The organism is Mesorhizobium sp. USDA 4132 (assembly GCF_056279545.1).
The window spans coordinates 557,445-575,785 of record NZ_JBWCCP010000001.1 but is presented as its reverse complement, the minus strand read 5'-3'; the positions used below and the strand labels follow the sequence as shown (position 1 = coordinate 575,785).

At 62.4% G+C, this 18,341-nt stretch carries 17 protein-coding genes; 10 read left to right on the top strand and 7 right to left on the bottom strand.

Annotation, left to right across the window (positions count from 1 at the left end):
• Positions 1-177: 177 nt before the first annotated feature.
• Positions 178-1,209 carry a uroporphyrinogen decarboxylase family protein gene (locus ACZ9IU_RS02920; protein ID WP_038539384.1) on the bottom strand — a complete coding sequence of 344 codons (1,032 nt, stop codon included), beginning with the start codon at positions 1,207-1,209 and terminating at the stop codon, positions 178-180.
• 163 nt (positions 1,210-1,372) lie between these two features.
• Here ACZ9IU_RS02920 and ACZ9IU_RS02915 point away from each other — a divergent pair, with 163 nt between their 5' ends.
• Together ACZ9IU_RS02915 and ACZ9IU_RS02910 are read left to right on the top strand one after the other, a co-directional pair.
• Positions 1,373-2,077 carry a ribonuclease activity regulator RraA gene (locus tag ACZ9IU_RS02915; protein WP_038539381.1) on the top strand — a complete coding sequence of 235 codons (705 nt, stop codon included), beginning with the start codon at positions 1,373-1,375 and terminating at the stop codon, positions 2,075-2,077.
• Entirely contained in the window at positions 2,077-3,003 is a 927-nt protein-coding gene (locus ACZ9IU_RS02910; RefSeq protein WP_038539376.1) for a dihydrodipicolinate synthase family protein, read from the top strand. Before ACZ9IU_RS02915 ends, ACZ9IU_RS02910 begins: the two co-directional genes overlap by 1 nt.
• 18 nt (positions 3,004-3,021) lie before the next feature.
• On the opposite strand, the gene ACZ9IU_RS02905 is transcribed toward ACZ9IU_RS02910, so the two are convergent.
• Positions 3,022-4,137 carry an NAD(P)/FAD-dependent oxidoreductase gene (locus ACZ9IU_RS02905; RefSeq protein ID WP_038539373.1) on the bottom strand — a complete coding sequence of 372 codons (1,116 nt, stop codon included), beginning with the start codon at positions 4,135-4,137 and terminating at the stop codon, positions 3,022-3,024.
• 127 nt (positions 4,138-4,264) lie between these two features.
• Here ACZ9IU_RS02905 and ACZ9IU_RS02900 point away from each other — a divergent pair, with 127 nt between their 5' ends.
• Both ACZ9IU_RS02900 and ACZ9IU_RS02895 read left to right on the top strand, forming a co-directional pair.
• A complete protein-coding gene (locus ACZ9IU_RS02900) occupies positions 4,265-5,215 on the top strand; it encodes a D-2-hydroxyacid dehydrogenase (protein ID WP_038539369.1) in 951 nt (316 codons plus the stop codon).
• 24 nt (positions 5,216-5,239) lie between these two features.
• The gene (locus tag ACZ9IU_RS02895) at positions 5,240-6,079 is read left to right on the top strand and encodes a GNAT family N-acetyltransferase (RefSeq protein WP_038539366.1); all 840 of its coding nucleotides are present in this window, start codon (positions 5,240-5,242) and stop codon (positions 6,077-6,079) included.
• Here the strand turns inward: ACZ9IU_RS02895 and xth are convergent.
• Positions 6,076-6,849, bottom strand: coding sequence for an exodeoxyribonuclease III (gene xth, locus ACZ9IU_RS02890; protein WP_038539361.1), 774 nt, complete (start codon positions 6,847-6,849; stop codon positions 6,076-6,078). The two genes, ACZ9IU_RS02895 and xth, sit on opposite strands and share 4 nt — an antisense overlap.
• 159 nt (positions 6,850-7,008) lie before the next feature.
• Between xth and ACZ9IU_RS02885 the strand changes: the two genes are divergently transcribed.
• From ACZ9IU_RS02885 to nadE, 3 genes are read left to right on the top strand one after another with little or no spacing between them, the layout of a single operon-like run.
• Positions 7,009-7,263 (top strand): acyl carrier protein, encoded by a 255-nt coding sequence (locus ACZ9IU_RS02885; protein ID WP_038539358.1) that lies wholly within the window; start codon positions 7,009-7,011, stop codon positions 7,261-7,263.
• 10 nt (positions 7,264-7,273) lie between these two features.
• Entirely contained in the window at positions 7,274-8,827 is a 1,554-nt protein-coding gene (locus ACZ9IU_RS02880) for a class I adenylate-forming enzyme family protein (RefSeq protein WP_038539355.1), read from the top strand.
• Positions 8,824-9,822, top strand: coding sequence for an NAD(+) synthase (gene nadE, locus ACZ9IU_RS02875; protein WP_038539350.1), 999 nt, complete (start codon positions 8,824-8,826; stop codon positions 9,820-9,822). The genes ACZ9IU_RS02880 and nadE overlap by 4 nt, the downstream gene beginning before the upstream one ends.
• A gap of 19 nt (positions 9,823-9,841) precedes the next feature.
• On the opposite strand, the gene ACZ9IU_RS02870 is transcribed toward nadE, so the two are convergent.
• Together ACZ9IU_RS02870 and ACZ9IU_RS02865 are read right to left on the bottom strand one after the other, a co-directional pair.
• Positions 9,842-10,954 carry a hypothetical protein gene (locus tag ACZ9IU_RS02870; RefSeq protein ID WP_051899629.1) on the bottom strand — a complete coding sequence of 371 codons (1,113 nt, stop codon included), beginning with the start codon at positions 10,952-10,954 and terminating at the stop codon, positions 9,842-9,844.
• Between the two features lie 98 nt (positions 10,955-11,052).
• A complete protein-coding gene (locus tag ACZ9IU_RS02865) occupies positions 11,053-11,445 on the bottom strand; it encodes a PRC-barrel domain-containing protein (protein ID WP_038539346.1) in 393 nt (130 codons plus the stop codon).
• 267 nt (positions 11,446-11,712) lie between these two features.
• Here ACZ9IU_RS02865 and ACZ9IU_RS02860 point away from each other — a divergent pair, with 267 nt between their 5' ends.
• The 3 genes from ACZ9IU_RS02860 to pgi all read left to right on the top strand — a co-directional run bounded on the left by ACZ9IU_RS02860 (position 11,713) and on the right by pgi (position 16,505).
• Positions 11,713-13,410, top strand: a complete 1,698-nt coding sequence (locus ACZ9IU_RS02860) for a long-chain fatty acid--CoA ligase (protein ID WP_038539343.1) — start codon at positions 11,713-11,715, stop codon at positions 13,408-13,410.
• Between the two features lie 137 nt (positions 13,411-13,547).
• On the top strand, positions 13,548-14,792 hold the full coding sequence (locus ACZ9IU_RS02855; RefSeq protein ID WP_157885053.1) for an alpha/beta hydrolase: 1,245 nt from the start codon (positions 13,548-13,550) through the stop codon (positions 14,790-14,792).
• 87 nt (positions 14,793-14,879) lie between these two features.
• Positions 14,880-16,505 (top strand): glucose-6-phosphate isomerase, encoded by a 1,626-nt coding sequence (gene pgi, locus ACZ9IU_RS02850; protein WP_038539340.1) that lies wholly within the window; start codon positions 14,880-14,882, stop codon positions 16,503-16,505.
• Positions 16,506-16,563: 58 nt separating this feature from the next.
• On the opposite strand, the gene ACZ9IU_RS02845 is transcribed toward pgi, so the two are convergent.
• Both ACZ9IU_RS02845 and ACZ9IU_RS02840 read right to left on the bottom strand, forming a co-directional pair.
• Positions 16,564-17,490 carry a carbohydrate kinase family protein gene (locus ACZ9IU_RS02845; RefSeq protein WP_038539337.1) on the bottom strand — a complete coding sequence of 309 codons (927 nt, stop codon included), beginning with the start codon at positions 17,488-17,490 and terminating at the stop codon, positions 16,564-16,566.
• Positions 17,491-17,567: 77 nt separating this feature from the next.
• Positions 17,568-18,263 (bottom strand): orotate phosphoribosyltransferase, encoded by a 696-nt coding sequence (locus ACZ9IU_RS02840; protein WP_038539333.1) that lies wholly within the window; start codon positions 18,261-18,263, stop codon positions 17,568-17,570.
• Positions 18,264-18,341: the final 78 nt, after the last annotated feature.

Below are 18,341 nucleotides of genomic sequence, written 5' to 3'. Positions count from 1 at the left end.
ATGTATACATCGATTTTATTTGGGATACAATATGTGGTTTGTAAGTCGCTTATGGCGGTATTTTTAGACGTTTGGGATACATATCGTCGTATCGCGTGTACCCAGCGCCGAGGCCACAAAACAAAAGGGCGATTGCCGTGGCAATCGCCCCTGTTATCCACGCACTCAACTGGAAGATCAGGCAGTCTCGCCGAGTTCCCGGCGCATGATCTTGGCACCCTCGACCATCGCCTTCATCTTGCCGAAGGCCACTTCGCGGGGCAGGTATTTCATGCCGCAATCGGGCGCGACGATGATGTTCTTCGCCTCGACGTAAGGCAGCGCCCGCCGGATGCGGGCCGCGACAATTTCCGGAGTCTCGATGTTCATGTCCGACAGGTCGATGACGCCGAGCATCAGCGTCTTGCCGGAAAGGCCGGTCAGCGTCGAGCAATCGAGGTTCGACTGCGCCGTTTCGAGCGACACCTGGTGGCAGGAGCAGCCCGAAAGCTGGGTCAGGAAGGAATAGCCTGACGGCCGCTCGTGGATGATGGCCGCATAACCGAAGCAGATATGCACGGCCGTCGTGCCCTGGACGCCGTCCAGCGCGCGGTTGAGCGCCGCGAGACCATACTGTTCCGCCTTCTGCGGCCGGGCCTGCATATAAGGCTCATCGATCTGCACCACATCCGCGCCGGCGGCGAAGAGATCGCGGATCTCGGCGTTTACCGCGTCGGCGTAGTCGTAGGCGGCTTCTTCTTCGGATTTGTAGAAATCGTTCTGGGCCTGCTGCGACATGGTGAAGGGGCCGGGAACGGTGATCTTGATCTTGCGGGCCGTGTGGCTGCGCAGGAATTTCACGTCCTCGGCCTCGACCGCATGTTTGCGCCGGATCTTGCCGGTGATGCGCGGCACCGGGTTCGGGTGGCCGGAGCGATCGAGCGCCGAGCCCGGATTGTCGAGATCGACGCCTTCGAGCGCGGTCGCAAAGCGGTTCGAATAACTCTCGCGGCGGATTTCGCCATCGGTGATGATGTCGAGGCCGGCTTCCTCCTGCGCCTTGATCGCCATGATCGTCGCGTCGTTCTGTGCTTCGGCGAGGTATTCCTGGGGGATGCGCCAGAGCTCTCTGGCGCGGACGCGCGGCGGGAAACGGCCCGCGAGCTTGGCCCGGTCGATCAGCCATTCCGGCTGCGGATAACTGCCGACGAGTGTCGTTGGAAAAAGCACTGTCTCATCCTCCCATGTGTCAGTGTTGAAAGACGTTATACCTCGACAGACGGCGGTCGTGTCAATGACGACAGGGGCGTTAGTTCCTTGACGAACGAGAAGTCGCGACCGAATATCGCCCGCCGCCTGCGAAGGCGGCACTTTAGATTCCCAAGGAGAATTCATGCCGCTGGACCCCAAGATCATCGAGACGCTGAAGGGTGTCTCCACCGCCACGCTGACCACGGTGCTTTTGAAGAAGGGCCTGCGCAATGTCTGGATGCGCGGCACCAAGCCGCTGAAGCCGGGCCAGGGCCGCGTCGTGGGGCCGGCTTTCACGCTGCGTTTCGTGCCCGCCCGCGAGGATCTGGCGACGCCGGAAAGCTGGGCTTCGCCGATCTCCACCCGCGCGGCGATCGAGGCGATGCCCGAAGGCTGCGTCGCGGTGGCTGACGCGCTCGGCGTCACCGATGCCGGCATTTTCGGCGACATTCTCTGCTCCCGGATGGCGAAGCGCGGCGTGGCAGGGCTTGTGACCGACGGCGTGATGCGTGATGCCGAAGGCGTGCTCGGCAGCGGCATGAAGGTCTGGTGCGACGGCATCGCTGCTCCACCTTCCGTCGCCGGCCTCACCTTCGTTGGCTGGCAGGAGCCGATCTCCTGCGGCGGCGTTGCCGTTTTTCCGGATGATATCGTCGTCGTGGATGATGACGGCGCGGTGCTGATCCCCGCCAAGCTGCTCGACGCGGTTGTCGCCGAGGCGCCGGAACAGGAGCGCATGGAGGGCTGGATCATGACCGAGGTGGACCGCGGCGTGCCGCTGCCCGGCCTCTATCCGATGAATGCAGAAACGAAAACCCGCTATCAGGCCTGGAAGGACGCCCAATAATGACCTTCGGGATCGAGACCAAAGGCGTCTACGCCATCGCCACCACGCCGTTCTTCGAAGACGGATCGATCGATTTTGCCTCGATCGACCGGCTGACGGATTTTTATGAAGAGAGCGGCTGCACCGGCATCACCATTCTCGGGATCATGGGCGAAGCGCCGAAGATGGAGCCGGACGAAAGCCGCGCCATCATCAAACGTGTCGTCTCTCGCGCCAAAGTGCCGATCATCGTCGGCGTCTCGGCGCCGGGCTTTGCAGGGATGCGGTCGCTGGCGCGCGATGCGATGGACATGGGTGCTGCCGGCGTGATGATCGCCCCGACGCCGGCGCTGCGCACCGACGACCAGATCGTCAACTATTTCGCCGGGGCTGTCGAAGCGGTCGGCGACGACGTACCGTGGGTGCTGCAGGATTATCCGCTGACGCTCACCGTCGTCATGTCGCCGGGCGTGATCGCCAGGATCATCACCAACCACCCATCCTGCCTGATGCTGAAGCACGAGGACTGGCCGGGCCTCGAAAAGGTGTCGAAGCTGCGCGCCATGCAGAAGGCGGGCGAGTTGCGCCCGTTCTCGATCCTTTGCGGCAATGGCGGCATGTTCCTCGATTTCGAACCGGAACGCGGCGCCGACGGCGCGATGACCGGCTACGGTTTCCCCGACATGCTGACGGAACTGGTTGGCCTGTTTGCAGCCGGCAAGCGCGAGGAGGCGCATGACCTGTTCGATGCGCATCTGCCATTGATCCGCTACGAGCAGCAGGCCGGCATCGGTCTGGCGATCCGCAAGCACGTGCTGAAACGGCGCGGCGTCATCACCTCGGATGCGCAGCGCAAACCGGCGCAGATGCTCTCCGCGACCGCCAAAGCCGAAGTTGACTATCTGCTTACCCGTCTCGCCAAACATGACAGGCGCGCGGCGTTTTAAGGCGGCAAGCGCCTGCCTTCATCGCGAGGTCAGGCGCGCCACCCTTTCGGCGACCACCAAGGAGGCGGTGAGGCCGGGAGATTCAATGCCGTAAAGCGCGGCATAGGCCGGGTGGCCGGTGGTTTCAGGCCCCTGAATGATAAAGTCGCCGGCCCCTCCCCCGTTCGGACCGACCACTTTCGGCCGCATGCCCGCATAGGCCGGCTGCAGGGCCCCGTCCGGTAGATTTGGCCAGTAGCGGCGGATCGCTCCATGGAACTTGTCGGCGCGGCGGGGATCAACGTCGTAATCGATCGTCTCGACCCATTCGACATCGGGGCCGAACCGCGCCTGGCCGGCGAGATCGAGTGTCAGGTGGACGCCGAGCCCGCCAGGCTCCGGCACCGGGTAGATCAGCCGTTCCGCTGGCGCTCGGGCGGCCAATGAGAAGTAGCAGCCTTTTGCATAATGGCGCTCGGGGATAGTTCTCCTGTCGAGGCCGTTCATACCTTCAGAGATCGCCCAGGCACTTAAGCCGGCGGAATTCACCACCAGTTTCGCTTCGATCTCCACGGGATCGCGGCCGCCGATCGAAAGCCGCACGGCATCGGCGAGAAGCTCGCCGCCGAGGACCGGCGAATTCAGCACGACGCTGCCACCATGGGCTTCGATGTCGGCAATATAGGCTTCCATGAGTCGGTGGCTGTCGATGATGCCAGTCGAAGGGGAGACGAGCGCGGCAAAGCCTACGATCCGTGGTTCGAGGCGGGCAAGTTCGGCGCTGTCGATCAGCCGGCAATCGTCGACACCGTTGGCTTCCGCCTGTTTCAGCAATTTTTCGAGATAGGCGACTTCGGCCTCGTTCGAGGCGACGACCAGCTTGCCGCATCTTTTGTGAGGAATGTGCCGGTCGCGGCAGTATTCGTAGAGCTTCTGTTTGCCGACGACGCAGAGTTCAGCCTTGAGGCTACCGGTCGGGTAATATAGCCCGGCGTGGATGACCTCGCTGTTGCGGGAAGAGGTGATGCTGCCGGTCATCGGCTCGGCTTCCAGGAGCACGACCTCGCGGCCGGCGATTGCCAGTTCGCGGGCGACCGCCAGCCCCACCACGCCGCCGCCAATGACGACGCAATCGAGCGTCAACACTTCACCCATGCCATTCTCCGCACTTTTGCCTTCCGGTCGGCGGGCGGGATGATATACGAGAAATCCATTGCGGCCAGCGCTTCGGCCGCCGTAAGTTCGATTGGGAGGAGTTTCAAATCATGCAGGAATTTTCGCGATGAAGGTCGTGTTTCTGGACCGCGACACGATCGGCCCTTCGGTGACGATCACCCGGCCGGCCTTTGCGCATGAATGGGTGGAGTACGGCAAGACGGCGCTGGAGGACGTGGCTTCCCGTATCGCGGATGCCGATATCGTCATCACCAACAAGGCGCCGGTGCGCGAACAATCGATCGCCAATGCCCCGAGGCTGAAGATGATCGCGGTCGCTGCCACGGGTTATGACGTGATCGATCTGGCCTTCGCCAAGGAGCGCGGGATCACCGTCTCCAACGTGCGCGGTTATGCGGTCAACACCGTGCCGGAGCATACGTTCGGCCTGATCTTCGCACTCCGCCGCTCGATCGTCGGTTTCCGCCAGGACGTGATCGCCGGCGAATGGCAGCGCGCCAACCAGTTCTGCTTTTTCAACCACCCGATCAAGGATCTGGCCGGTTCGACGCTCGGCATTTTTGGCCGAGGCACGCTCGGCAAGTCGGTGGCGAAGATCGCCGAGGCGTTCGGCATGAAGGTCATCTTCGCGGCCCGGAAAAACGCCGAAAAGGTCGAGCCCGGCTACACCGCCTTCGACGAGGTGCTGGAAACGTCGGACATCATCACCTTCCACATGCCGCTGACGCCGACGACCCGAAACCTCATCGGCCTGCCCGAGTTCCGAAAGATGAAGCGGCACCCGCTGATCATCAATACCGCCCGCGGCGGGCTGGTGAACGAGGCCGATCTGGTGACCGCGCTCGACGAGGGCCTGATCGGTGGCGCCGGTTTCGACGTGCTGACCAAGGAACCGCCGGCACCGGACAATCCGCTGCTGACGATCCTGGAACGACCGAACTTCATCCTCACTCCGCATGTGGCCTGGGCGAGCGACGAGGCGATGCAGACACTCTGGGCGCAGGTCATCACCCATGTCGAGAACTTCGAAAAGGGCTCGCCGTCCAACGTGCTCTGAGGTGAGACATTCGGGAGAGAGGTCATGACATCCGCCATTTCCCATCGCCGCTTGTCGGATTGCAGCCTGGAAGAGGCGGCTGAAGGTTTTGCCGCCGGCTTTTCGGGCTATGTGGTGCCGATGAATGCGACGGTCCCGTCGCTGCGGTTGCGCATCGAACGCGATCATGTCGATCTCGATGAGAGCTTCGTCTATTTCGACGGCGAAAAGCCGGCTGGCATTCTGCTGATCGGCCGGCGGGGTGATCTTTCGCGGGTCGGCGCGGTCGGCATGGGGCCGACGATCCGCGGCCGCGGTTTCGGACGCAGCGTGATGCTCGATGCCATCGAGGCGGCGAAGGCGCGCGGCGACCGCAAACTCATCCTCGAGGTGATCAACACCAATGAGCGGGCGCGCGATCTCTATCTGTCGCTCGGCTTCGTGATTACCCGCAAACTTGTGGGCTTCGGCCGCAGCCGCAAGCTTGCCGCTCCGGATGTGGCGCCGGCCAAGGAATGCGATCTGAAGACGGTCGCAGCGATGCTCGCAAAGTTCGCCGATGCTGGTCTCTCCTGGCAGACGGATCCCCGGAGTTTCGAGAGAGCCGGCGCGCCGCTGAAAGGGTTCGCGCTCGATGACAAGGCGGCCGTGCTCCTGGATGACTCGGGCAAGGATATCCGGCTCCTCGGCCTCGCGGTCGATCCCGCCCATCGCGGGGAGGGGTTTGGCCGGTCGCTGACCGATGCTCTCGCCGCCCGTTATCCGGGCCGCCGGCTCTTCATCATCGAAAACGTGCCGGAAGGCCTGCTCGACCGCTTCATGCGGCGGATCGGCTGGCGGAAAAGTAGCCTCACCCAGTCCGAGATGGCGATCGATCTCATCTAGTCGCCGAGTTCGATCCAGGCCGGCGCGTGGTCGCTCGCATGTTCGCGGCCGCGAATGTGGCGGTCGACGCCGGCTGCCTGCAACCGGTCCGCGATCGAGGGGCTGAGCAACAGGTGGTCGAGCCGCAGGCCGGCGTCTCGGCCCCAGGCGTTCCTGAAATAATCCCAGAACGTATAGATGCGCTCGCCCGGGTGCAGCTTGCGGATCGCGTCGGTCCAGCCTTGTTCCTGCAGCCGGGAAAAAGCCTCTCGTACCTCCGGCCGGAACAGCGCGTCATCCCGCCAGCGTTCCGGTTTGTAGACATCGAGATCGGTCGGCATGACGTTATAGTCGCCGGCAAGGACGATGGGTGCACCCGTCTCCAGCAGCGCCTGAGCATGCGCCAGAAACCGCTCGTACCAGGCAAGCTTGTAGGCGAACTTCGGCCCCGGGGCGGGATTGCCGTTCGGAGCATAGAGGCAGGCGATCAGCACGCCCTGCACGGCGGCTTCGATATAGCGGCTGTGAAGGTCCTCCGGATCGCCCGGCAGGCCGCGGCGGGTCTCGATCGGATCCGCACCGCGGGCAAGGATTGCAACGCCGTTCCAGCTTTTCTGGCCGTGCCAGGCGGCGCCGTAACCCGCCTTCTCGATCGCCTTTGCCGGAAACTTCTCCTGCGGCGCCTTCAGCTCCTGCAGACAGACCACGTCCGGCGCCGCCTCCTCGAGCCATTCGAGGAGCAAGCCGAGGCGACCGTTGACGCCGTTCACATTGAAGGTCGCGATCTTCATGGATGCATCAACGTCGAGGCCGGCATTTGGATGCGGTTAAGCTTGTGAACAAAAGCGTTTTACAAATTAGCAAAACGTTCAGGGATAGTCTGGAAGATGCCTTTTCAATCGACCGCGCCGCATCCGCGCGGCAAAAACTATTTGTGGAGAGGGCCGTCGATGGCGGAAGCAATCGAAAATAGCGTGCGCGAGTTCATCGCGGAGAATTTTCTGTTCCGCGCCGACGCAGAGGTTTCGAACAACCAGTCGCTGCTCGAAAGTGGCGTGATCGATTCCACCGGCGTGCTCGAACTGATCGCCTTTCTGGAGCAGACCTACGGCATCACCGTCGCCGACGAGGAAATCGTTCCGGAAAACCTCGACAGCATCGACAACATGACCAGCTACCTCACGACCAAGCTGGCAGCGGCCTGAGGCTGCGCCGATGCGCATAGAGGCCCGGCTCCGCGACAGCGCCAGACGTTTCGGCGACAAATGCGCGCTCGTTGCGGGCGACACCCGGCTGACCTATGCGGAACTCGATGCCTCATCCGACCGGCTCGCCGCCAGCCTTGCCCGCAGCGGCGTCAAGCCCGGCGACCGGGTGCTGATGGTGCTGGACAACGGCCATGAAGCAGTCATCAGTTTCTTTGGCCTCTGGAAGGCGGGCGCCGTGCCCTGCCCGCTTTATTCCTCCATCAAGGCCGAAAAGCTTTCGGTCATCCTGAACAGCACCGAGGCTTACGCGATCATTACCCAGGGCCGTCAGCGGGCAACCGTGGATGCGGCCATTGCCATGGCGAAGATGCAGCCGCTGACGATCGTCGCGCAGGCGGATGCCGGCGACGATCTCGGTTATGGATTGCGGTTCGAAGATCTGCTCAGCAGTGAGGTGTCTGTTCCGCTCGGGGAGCTCGAAAACACCGAAGCGCTGGCGCTGTTGCTCCACACCTCGGGCTCCACCGGCCAGCCGAAGGGCGTGATGCTGACCCACGCCAATGTCGAGGCGGCCTGCGAGGCGATTGTCGCCTATCTCGGCAACACGCCTGACGACGTCGTGCTTAGCGTCCTGCCGCTGTCCTTCGGCTACGGCATCACCCAGGTGGTAACGATGGTGATGGCCGGGGGTACGCTGGTTCTCGAAAAGAGCTTCGCCTTTCCGCGGAAGATCCTGGAACGGCTGGCAGAGGTGAAGGCGACGGGTTTCCCGCTCGTGCCGCCGATGGCCGCTCTGATTACCGGCATGAAGGATCTGGAGCCCGGCTTTCTGCCGCATCTGCGCACCATCACCAGCGCCGCCGCGGCCATGCCGCCGGCCATTGCCGAACGGCTGCATCAGCTTTTTCCCGACACCCGGCTTTTCCTGATGTACGGCCAGACGGAATGTCTGCGTGCCACCTACCTGCCGCCTGAAGAGGTTTCCCGCAGGCCGCTTTCGGTCGGCCGCGCCATTCCCGGCACCAGCGCTTTCGTGATCGACGAGGACGGACGTCCCGCCCCTTCGGGTACGATCGGTGAACTTGTCGTCGAGGGGCCGCATGTGATGTCCGGTTACTGGGGCAACGGCCTGACCTCCTTGCGTGCGCTTTCGCCGGTTGCGGATGGCAGACGGCTGCATACGGGCGACCTCTTTCGCGCCGATGCGGACGGTTTTCTCTATTTCATCAGCCGGCGCGACGACATTATCAAGACACGCGGAGAAAAGGTCAGCCCGCAGGAAGTCGAGCGCGCGCTCTATGCGCTGCCCGGCATCAAGGAAGCGGCAGTTGGCGGCATCGACGACCCGATCTTCGGCCAGGTCGTCCGCGCCTATGTGGTGGTGGAGGACGGCGTGACGCTGACCGAGCGGGAAATCATCCGCCACTGCGCCCAGTTGCTCGAAGATTACATGGTGCCGAAAAGCGTCGAGTTCCGCGACGCGCTGCCGCGCACGACGACCGGCAAGATCCGGCTCGGCGCCGATGAAACAGACACAGTCACACGGGGGAATGTCGCATGATCCAGAGCCTGAAGCAGGCCCAGAAGGCGGGGAAATTCTCAGCCGAGACGCTGAAGCTCGACGAGGAGGCCGAGATCGAGCGCATCTGCGGCTGGCTGCGCGAGACAGTGCTGAAGGATTTGCGTAAACGCGGCGCAGTGCTCGGACTTTCGGGTGGCATCGATTCCAGCGTCACCGCGGCTCTTTGCGCCCGCGCGCTCGGTCCGGGCAAGGTGACGGGCATCTTCATGCCGGAACACGATTCCGATCCGGACAGCCTGAAACTCGGCAAAGCGCTTGCAGAAGCGGTCGGCGTCGAGACCGTGCTCGAAGATATCGGTCCGGCGCTTGCCGCGGCCGGCTGTTATACCCGCCGCGATGGCTTCATCCGCCAGATCGTTCCGGAATTTTCCGAAGGCTGGGGCTGCAAGGTGGTGCTCGAAAATGCGCTGACCGGCCGCGGTTACAACATTTCCTGGCTGGTAGTCGCCAATCCGGCCGGTGAGCAGAGCCGCCATCGCATGCCGCTCGAGGTCTATCTCGGCATGATCGCGGCCGCCAACATGAAACAGCGCACCCGCAAGCAGATCGAATATTACCATGCCGACCGGCTGAACTTTGCCGTCGCCGGCACGCCGAACCGCCTCGAATACGACCAGGGCTTCTTCGTGAAGAACGGCGATGGCGCGGCAGACTTCAAGCCGATCGCGCATCTCTACAAGAGCCAGGTCTATCAGCTTGCCGAAGCCCTCGGCGTACCCGCCGATATTCGCCGGCGCCCGCCGACGACGGACACATGGTCGCTGCCGCAGGGCCAGGACGAATATTATTTCTCGCTTCCCTATGATCGCATGGATCTTTGCCTCTACGGGCTCGACAATGGCATAGCGCGGGAAGAGGTCGGCGACGCCGCCGGCCTGACGCCGGACGAGGTCGATGCCGTCTGGCGTAATATCGCCTCGAAGCGCAAGGTGGCGGAATATCTGCATGCCGAGCCGGTGACCATGCTCGGTTAGTGGGTTCGACTGAGACGTCTCAGTCGAACCGGTCACCGATCAGCCGCGTCCAGCTTTCGCCGGCAAGCCCGCTGATCAGCGCCTGCCCGGACCTGATCGGTTCCAGTAGGCTCTTGTCGCGCGCCTGCGCGACATAGAACGAGCGGCCGTAAAATATCGTCTTGCGGCTCATCAGCGCCGGGGTCAGCCACGGATGTCCGCTGCCGCGTATGCCGGAGCATCCTATCTCGTAGGCGTGCGCGAACAGGTCGTCCAGGAGGTCCGGGGTCGCATTCGGGGCTGACAGCGCCTGCAACAGCCAGCCGATTTCGCCAGGACCAGCAAAATAGACGTAAGCTGCGACCGGTCGCCCGTCGGGAGCAAAGCCGACGCGCCACTCGGGGTAACCGAAACTCCGCTTGTCCTCAGCCTGCCTCAGAAACCATCCCAAAGAATGACCATCCCAGCGCGGGCGAAGGGGATAATTCAGGGCAAGCGTCAGAAGTGACGTACCGAATTCTTCGCGGGTGACATCCCGGAAGGTGATCCTGGAGGCGCTGCGATCGGCCGGACGAAGAGGTGTCATGCGGGTCAAAGCTGCGCCGCGATCGGCAATCCGACCGAGGGGACGTAAAAGGGTTGCGGGCCGCAACCGCCTGGCGAGGATCTCGACCGCTGCGGAAGCCGGACGGAGGATGCGCAGCCAGTTCATGCTATAGCCGGGATCGAGCGGATGGCCGGCCTTCTGCCACATGCCGAGCGCCGTGGCATTGGCGGTCTCTGTCAGCGAGATATCCTGCGGGCCGGTGAGGAAGGAGCGCAGCAGCCGCGCACCGGCGAGTGGATTTTCCTTCGGGTTCCGAACCATCATCGAGCCGGCAAAGGCTGCGCGAAGCGGCCGGCCATCGAGCTCCAGCCGCGACGGAAAGACGCCGATGAAACCGGAGACCCTTCCATCAGCCTCCGCAAACACCTTGGACCGGATGTCGGGCTCAGCCCAGGGATGATCGAAAAAGGCTTCTTCCAGATAGGCGATCAATGAGGGCGACGGCGCTTTCGACTTGCGAAACGTCTCCTGGAAAAGCTGCGCTACCGCTTCGATATCACCGCGCTCGAAATCGCGGACCGTGCCCGCCTCCGTCTTTCCCGTCATCGCCGTCCCCTTGTCACGAGGACCTTGCATCAGGAGAATTAAATAAACGAAAAGAGGCCTCGCAACGCGGAGCCTCCGGATTTCTATTGGCTGGACGCTTACATCCAGTAGGGCGGAACCCCATAATAGTCGTAGATGGTCCGACCCTTGTCGTTGAACCAGGTATCGTCGTCCAGATCACGGTAGCGCGGGGCACCGGTGATCTGGTCCTTGGTCAAGTCGATGCGGTAGCCGTCGAGCTGCTCGTCATAACGAAGCTTTTCCCAAGGCAGCGGGTAATAGTCGTCACCGATGCCGAGAAAGCCGCCGAAGCTCAAGACCGCATATCCGACGCGGCCGCCGCGCTTTTCGAGAAGCACGCGAACGATGGAGCCGATATGCTCGCCGTCGGCGCCATAAACCTTTGTCCCTTCGACCTTGTCGCTGGCGATCAGCGATGGGCTGTCCTTGACATAGGGGTCCTGTCCGGCTCGTGGTTCTTGATGCAACATTTGCGCGCCTCCTTTGTGATTCCTCATGCATTTTGTTAGGTTGGGAAAACGCCATAGCCTTTCGGATGTTCCGCTGTTCGTCCAAATACGCTCGCCCACGCCCTCTTTGACGTTTACGTCAAGGTTAGATAGCTGTTTAAATCTGCGCCTATGGCTTGATGCTATCGTGGCATGGCATAAGCTGTTGTTCGCGGGGAGGTGGAGGACCTGGCCCGCACGCGCCGGGAAAGCGCGGGATAACAAGAAAAACGATAGAGGAGGTCCAGCATGAACGAAGTCACCGCACGTACCGGTGCCAATCCGCCCAAGATCTGGCTTGCCTCCTACCCGCCGACCGTGCCGGCCGAAATCCCGCCGCTGCAGCATCAATCCCTCGGAGCACTGTTCGAGGAAAGCTGCGCGCGCTATGCCGACCGCCCCGCCTTTTCGAGCATGGGCAAGGCGCTCACCTACCGAGCGCTCGAAGCGGAAAGCCGCAAGGTCGGCGCCTGGCTGCAGGCCCAGGGCCTGGTCAAGGGCGACCGCGTGGCGGTGATGCTGCCGAACATTCTCCAGAACCCGGTGATCGTCTACGGCATCCTTCGCGTCGGCATGGTCGTCGTCAACATCAACCCGCTCTATACGCCGCGCGAACTGGCCTACCAGCTCAAGGATGCCGGTGCCAAGGCGATCTTCGTACTTGAAAACTTTGCCCACACCGTACAGCAGGCCTTGCCGCAGACGGAGATCAAGCACGTCGTCGTCGCCACGATGGGCGACATGCTCGGCTTGAAGGGCCATATCGTCAATCTGGTCGTGCGCAAGGTGAAGAAACTGGTGCCGGAATGGTCGCTGCCATCGGCCCGAAGCTTCAAGCAGGTGATTGCCGAAGGCGCCCGGCAAACGATGAATGCGGTCGAGGTCTCGCCTCGCGATATCGCCTTCCTGCAGTATACGGGCGGCACGACCGGCATCTCCAAGGGCGCGATCCTCACCCATGCCAACCTGCTTGCCAACAAGGAACAGATGGCCCTGTGGCTGGAAACCGCCTTCCTCAACAAGCCGCGCCCGGAGCAGATCCAGTTCCTCTGCGCACTGCCGCTCTATCACATCTTTGCGCTGACGGTGAATTCGCTGATGGGGGTTGCCACCGGCAGCCATAATATCCTGATCGCCAACCCGCGTGACATTCCGGCCTTCGTCAAGGAACTGCAGAAGTACAAGATCCACGTCTTCCCCGGGCTCAACACGCTGTTCAATGCGTTGATGAACAATCCGGACTTCCAGAAGCTGGATTTCTCCTCGATGATCCTTGTTTTTGGCGGCGGCATGTCGGTGCAGCGACCGGTCGCCGAACGTTGGCTGAAGATGACCCATAGCCAGATCACCGAAGGTTACGGCCTGTCGGAAACCTCGCCGGTCGCCACCGCAAACCGGCTCGACGCCACCGAATTCAGCGGCATGATCGGGCTTCCCATATCGTCCACGGAAATCTCGATTCGTAACGACGACGATTCTGAGGTGGAACTCGGCGATGTCGGCGAGATCTGCATCCGCGGCCCGCAGGTGATGGCCGGTTACTGGAACCGCCCGGACGAAACCGCCAAGGTCATGACGGCGGACGGTTATTTCCGGACCGGCGACATGGGCTACATGGACCGCCAGGGCTATACCAAAATCGTCGACCGCAAGAAGGACATGATCCTCGTCTCCGGCTTCAACGTCTATCCGAACGAGGTCGAGGAAGTCGTGGCGACCCATCCCGGCGTGCTGGAATGTGCAGCGATCGGCGTGCCGGACGAACATTCCGGCGAGGCGGTGAAGCTCTTCGTGGTCAAGAAGGACCCGAACCTGACGGAGGCGGACGTCAAGGCCCATTGCGTGACCAACCTGACCGGCTACAAGCGCCCGCGTTTCATCGAATTCCGCACCGAGCTGCCGAAATCCAATGTCGGCAAAATCCTGCGGCGGGAGCTGCGCGGCTAACCTACCGTTGCAACGCTGCGACAGATGACGACCAAGCGTGTGCCGTAAAGCCGGAATCCTTCCGTTAGCGGTGGACGATGCGGCAGTCCTTGATTAGCCCTTTCCGCGGGGGCTGGGCAAAGCATGTTGGAGTTCGCTTGGAAAGCCGCGCCGGATTTTCGTTTCATGTGATTGCCGTTCTCACGGTGCTGAGCGTTCTTGCAGGTTGTGCGGGGCGCCCCGAAGGCGTGCTCATTCCGACCCAGACGCAAGCAGCCGGGACCTCGAAGGTTGACGTGCTGGTGGCAACTACGCGACGCCCGACAGAGACGCCCGGCGTGCTGTTTTCCGGCGAGCGCGGCAAGGAACCTGTCGTCACCGAGATTGCCGTTTCCATCCCGCCCGACAAGGCTCGCGAAGTCGGGCAGGTGCAGTGGCCATCAAAGCTGCCCGCCAATCCGGCCAAGGAGTTCGCGACGGTTTCCGTGACGCCGCTTGCCACCTCGGCGGCTCAATCCTGGCTCAAGGGCCACCTGGGCAAGAGCAGGCGGGTGTTCGTCTTCGTGCACGGGTTCAACAACCGCTACGAGGACGCAGTTTATCGTTTCGCCCAGATCGTCCACGACTCCAATGCGGATGTGGCTCCGGTCCTGTTCACCTGGCCGTCGCGCGGCAGCATCTTTGCCTATAACTACGACAAGGAAAGCACCAACTATTCCCGCGATGCGCTGGAGGAGATGCTGCGACGGCTGGCGAAAGAACCGAATGTCGACGAGATCACCGTCATGGCCCATTCGATGGGATCGTGGCTGACCGTCGAGGCACTCCGGCAGATGGCGATCCGCGACGGCCGGGTGGCGCCGAAGATCCAGAACGTCATCCTTGCCTCCCCCGACCTCGATGTCGACGTGTTCGGCCAGCAGCTTGCCGAGATCGGCGAGAAGCGGCCGCATTTCACGCTGTTCGTTTCCCGCGACGATCGGGCGCTCAGCCTGTCGCGACGGATTTCCGGCAATATCGACCGGCTCGGCCAGGTGGATCCGACCGTCGAACCCTATCGCAGCGAATTCGAGAAAGCCGGCATTGTCGTGCTCGACCTCACCGCGCTGAAGACCGGCGACCGGCTGAACCACGGAAAATTTGCCGAAAGCCCGGAGGTGGTGAAGCTGATCGGCAACCGGCTGATCGCCGGGCAGACGGTGACCGACTCGGACGTCGGGCTCGGCGAGACGCTCGGCGCCGTGGCCCTCGGCACGGCTCAGACCGTGGGTAGCGCCGCCAGCGTAGCCGTCAGCACGCCGATCGCCATCTTCGATCCGACCACCCGCCGGAACTACAAGGACCAGGTCGACCGCTTCGGCAATTCGGTCGGCAATGCCGTCGAAACGGCGGTTGGACAATAAACGCATCGCTGCCACGGCCGTGCTTGATTTGACATCAAAACGGAATAGGTTCCCGATCATCCCATTTCGAGTGCCGAGGAATCACCCATGCAGGCCATCGTCCAAGACCTGAAGTCCACCGTCGCGAAAACCAATGCCACGGATATCCGTGCCGCCTTCGCAGCCGATTCCGGCCGTTTCGCAAAGTTCAGCGCCGTTTTCGACGACCTCCTGATGGACTATTCCAAGACGGGCGTGAACGACGAGATCATGGCGCTGCTCGACAAGCTGGCAGATGCCGGCGGCGTTGCCGCCAAGCGCGAAGAAATGTTTTCGGGCGTCGCGATCAACTTCACCGAAGGCCGCGCCGTGCTGCACACGGCACTGCGCAATCGCTCCAATACGCCCGTTCTGGTCGACGGCAAGGACGTGATGCCGGACGTCAACGGCGTGCTCGCCGCCATGGGCAAGTTTGCCGACGGCATCCGCTCGGGCGCGCTCACGGGCGCGACCGGCAAGAAGATCACCGATGTCGTCAATATCGGCATCGGCGGCTCGGACCTCGGCCCGGTCATGGTCACGCTGGCGCTGGCGCCTTTCCATGACGGCCCACGGGCGCATTTCGTCTCCAACGTCGATGGCGCTCATATCGCCGACACGCTGAAGCTGCTCGACGCTGAAACGACGCTGTTCATCGTCGCCTCGAAGACCTTCACCACCATCGAGACCATGACCAATGCAGCCTCGGCGCGTGCCTTTATCGCCGACAAGCTCGGGGAAGCAGCCGTCCGTCATCACTTCTGCGCCGTCTCCACCGCGCTCGACAAGGTCGCCGCCTTCGGCATCGAGAGCGATCGCATCTTCGGGTTCTGGGATTGGGTCGGCGGACGGTATTCGATCTGGTCGGCAATCGGCCTACCTTTGATGATCGCCGTCGGCCCAGAGAACTTCGGTAAGTTCCTGGATGGCGCGCATGCGATGGACACCCATTTCCGCACCGCGCCGGTGCGCCAGAACCTGCCGATGTTGCTTGGCCTGATCGGCTTCTACCACCGCAACGTTCTCGGATATCCGTCGCGCGCTATCCTGCCCTATGACCAGCGGCTGCTGCGCTTCCCGGCCTATCTGCAGCAGCTCGACATGGAATCGAACGGCAAGGGCGTGACGATCGACGGCACGCCGGTCGAGGGCAATTCCGGTCCTGTCGTCTGGGGCGAACCCGGCACCAACGGCCAGCACGCCTTCTATCAGCTCATCCACCAGGGCACGACCGTTATCCCGGCCGAGTTCATGATCGCCGCCAACAGTTTCGAACCGCACCTGCGCCACCAGCACGAGCTGCTGATCGCCAACGTCCTGGCGCAGTCGGAAGCGCTGATGAAGGGCCGCACCTTCGAGGAGGCCAAGAAGCAGCTGACCGACAAGGGCATGGATGACAAGCAGGCCGATTTCATCGCGCCACATCGCGTCTTCACCGGCAACCGCCCTTCGATCACCTTCGTCCACGACAAGCTGACACCGTTTGCGCTCGGCCGGCTGATCGCGCTCTACGAACATCGGGTGTTCGTCGAAGGCGTGCTCTTCCGCATCAACTCGTTCGACCAGTGGGGCGTCGAGCTCGGCAAGGAACTGGCGACCGGCCTGCTGCCCGTCGTGGAAGGCAAGGAAAGCGCCAGCAGCCACGACGCCTCGACGCAAGGGCTGGTGAAGGCGCTGCTAGCGGCCCGGAAATGAAGTTTCGGCCCTCATCAGGGGGCCGAACTATTTCCCTTTGCAGACCGAAGATAGAATCTCAGAGACCTATCTCGCGGGCGAAGGGCGGGTTGGCGCCCGCCCGCGATACCGTGACGGCGGCGGCCTTTGCGCCGAGTGCGAGAGCTTTGCTCACGGCATCCTCGGTTAAGCCCGCGACCTTTTCCTTGGTCAGCAGGTCCTGCATCTTCAGCGAGGCCAGAATGCCGGCGTCGAACGTATCGCCGGCACCGACCGTATCGACCACCGTGACGCGCTCGCTCGGGACCGAGACCTTGAAGCTCTTGGTATAGCCGGTCGCCCCATCCGCGCCACGAGTGAGGACCACCAGCTTGGCGCCCTGTTCCAGCCAATGCGCAGCTAGCGCGTCATGGTCGCCCTGCATGCCGAACCAGTCCAGATCCTCATCGGAAAACTTGATGATGTCGGACATGGCGGCCATCCGGCGGACGCGGTCCATGTGCTTCGGCTTGTCCTTGATGAAGCCTGGGCGGATGTTCGGATCGAAGGAGATCACCCGCTTGCGGTATTCGCGCGCCATCAGCGCCTCGTAGGTCGCGCCACAGGGTTCGGGGATCAGGCTGATCGCGCCGAAATGCATGGCCTCGCAGTCATCGCCGAGCACCGGCAGGTCGGCCTCGGTGATCATCCGGCCGGCAGTGCCTTCGTCGTAGAATGCATAGGTCGCCTGGCCGTTGACGAGTTTCACGAAGGCAATCGTGGTCGGGCGAGAAGAGACAGCCGCAAGGCTGTAGTCCACGCCGCTCTTTGCCAACGTGTCCCGCAGGACATCGCCCATCAAGTCATCGGAAATGCCGGTGAAAAACGCGGTCGGCTGCCCGAGCCGCCCAAGCGCGATCGCGGTGTTGAAGATCGCGCCGCCGGCGTAAGGCGCAAAGCCTTTTTCACCGAGCGTGGTGTCACGCGGAAGCATATCGATCAGGGCTTCGCCGCAGCACAAAATCATAAAAATCCTCCCGCGCGCTTTCTCAGCAGTTTTTCAATCGATTAAGCGAGCTTTTGCCAAAAGGCTAGAGCAAAAAATCAGAGCGCTATCTCGCTCACGCCGCCATTGCGTCCCGACCAGGCCAGCGGCGCATCGAGAAAGGCCTCGACCTCCGACAGCGTGTTGTCGTCGAAAAGCTTGCCTTCGCGGGCTGCCGCGAGCACGTTGCGCCAGGTGGCGATGTGGTGAAGCTTCACCTGGCCGTTCGAGAAACGCTCGTAGGCTTCTGGGAAAATATCATAGAAGAACAGCGCGATGCCGTGATCGACAGTGGCGCCGGCTGCGCGGATCGCGTCGATGAACTGAAACATGCTGCCGCCGGCGGTCGTCAGGTCCTCGATGACCAGCACGCGCGCGCCTTCCGGCAGATGGCCCTCGATCTGCGCATTACGGCCGTGACCCTTCGGCGCCTTGCGGACATAGATCATCGGCAAGCCCAAGCGTTCGGCAAGGAAAGCCGCGAAGGGGATGCCCGCCGTCTCACCGCCGGCAACGCAGTCGAACTTCTCGAAACCGGCGTCGCGCATGACCGTCGCGGCCGCAAAATCCATGATCGCCGAGCGGATGCGCGGATAGGAAATCAGCTTTCGGCAGTCGATATAGACCGGGCTCATCAGGCCGGAGGCGAACTTGTAGGGCTTGTCGGCGCTGAAATGAACCGCTCCGATCTCCCAGAGCATCTTTGCCATCAGTTCGGCCATCACGCCGCGGTCTGGAAATGTGGTTTGAATCATGCGCCCGCTCCTTTTGTCAAAACCACGCGCCGCAATAGCAGCATGCGGCAGAGTATGCCAGACGATGTGGAAAATAAG

Excerpts from the sequence above, each read along its gene's own strand:
- ACZ9IU_RS02900 (WP_038539369.1), top strand. The coding sequence starts at position 4,265 with ATGAAGGTCGTGTTTCTGGACCGCGACACGATCGGCCCTTCGGTGACG.
- ACZ9IU_RS02885 (WP_038539358.1), top strand. The coding sequence starts at position 7,009 with ATGGCGGAAGCAATCGAAAATAGCGTGCGCGAGTTCATCGCGGAGAAT.
- ACZ9IU_RS02845 (WP_038539337.1), bottom strand. The coding sequence starts at position 17,490 with ATGATTTTGTGCTGCGGCGAAGCCCTGATCGATATGCTTCCGCGTGAC.
- pgi (WP_038539340.1), top strand. The coding sequence starts at position 14,880 with ATGCAGGCCATCGTCCAAGACCTGAAGTCCACCGTCGCGAAAACCAAT.
- ACZ9IU_RS02910 (WP_038539376.1), top strand. The coding sequence starts at position 2,077 with ATGACCTTCGGGATCGAGACCAAAGGCGTCTACGCCATCGCCACCACG.
- ACZ9IU_RS02840 (WP_038539333.1), bottom strand. The coding sequence starts at position 18,263 with ATGATTCAAACCACATTTCCAGACCGCGGCGTGATGGCCGAACTGATG.
- ACZ9IU_RS02865 (WP_038539346.1), bottom strand. The coding sequence starts at position 11,445 with ATGTTGCATCAAGAACCACGAGCCGGACAGGACCCCTATGTCAAGGAC.
- nadE (WP_038539350.1), top strand. The coding sequence starts at position 8,824 with ATGATCCAGAGCCTGAAGCAGGCCCAGAAGGCGGGGAAATTCTCAGCC.
- ACZ9IU_RS02870 (WP_051899629.1), bottom strand. The coding sequence starts at position 10,954 with ATGACGGGAAAGACGGAGGCGGGCACGGTCCGCGATTTCGAGCGCGGT.
- ACZ9IU_RS02880 (WP_038539355.1), top strand. The coding sequence starts at position 7,274 with ATGCGCATAGAGGCCCGGCTCCGCGACAGCGCCAGACGTTTCGGCGAC.
- ACZ9IU_RS02915 (WP_038539381.1), top strand. The coding sequence starts at position 1,373 with ATGCCGCTGGACCCCAAGATCATCGAGACGCTGAAGGGTGTCTCCACC.
- xth (WP_038539361.1), bottom strand. The coding sequence starts at position 6,849 with ATGAAGATCGCGACCTTCAATGTGAACGGCGTCAACGGTCGCCTCGGC.
- ACZ9IU_RS02905 (WP_038539373.1), bottom strand. The coding sequence starts at position 4,137 with ATGGGTGAAGTGTTGACGCTCGATTGCGTCGTCATTGGCGGCGGCGTG.
- ACZ9IU_RS02895 (WP_038539366.1), top strand. The coding sequence starts at position 5,240 with ATGACATCCGCCATTTCCCATCGCCGCTTGTCGGATTGCAGCCTGGAA.
- ACZ9IU_RS02860 (WP_038539343.1), top strand. The coding sequence starts at position 11,713 with ATGAACGAAGTCACCGCACGTACCGGTGCCAATCCGCCCAAGATCTGG.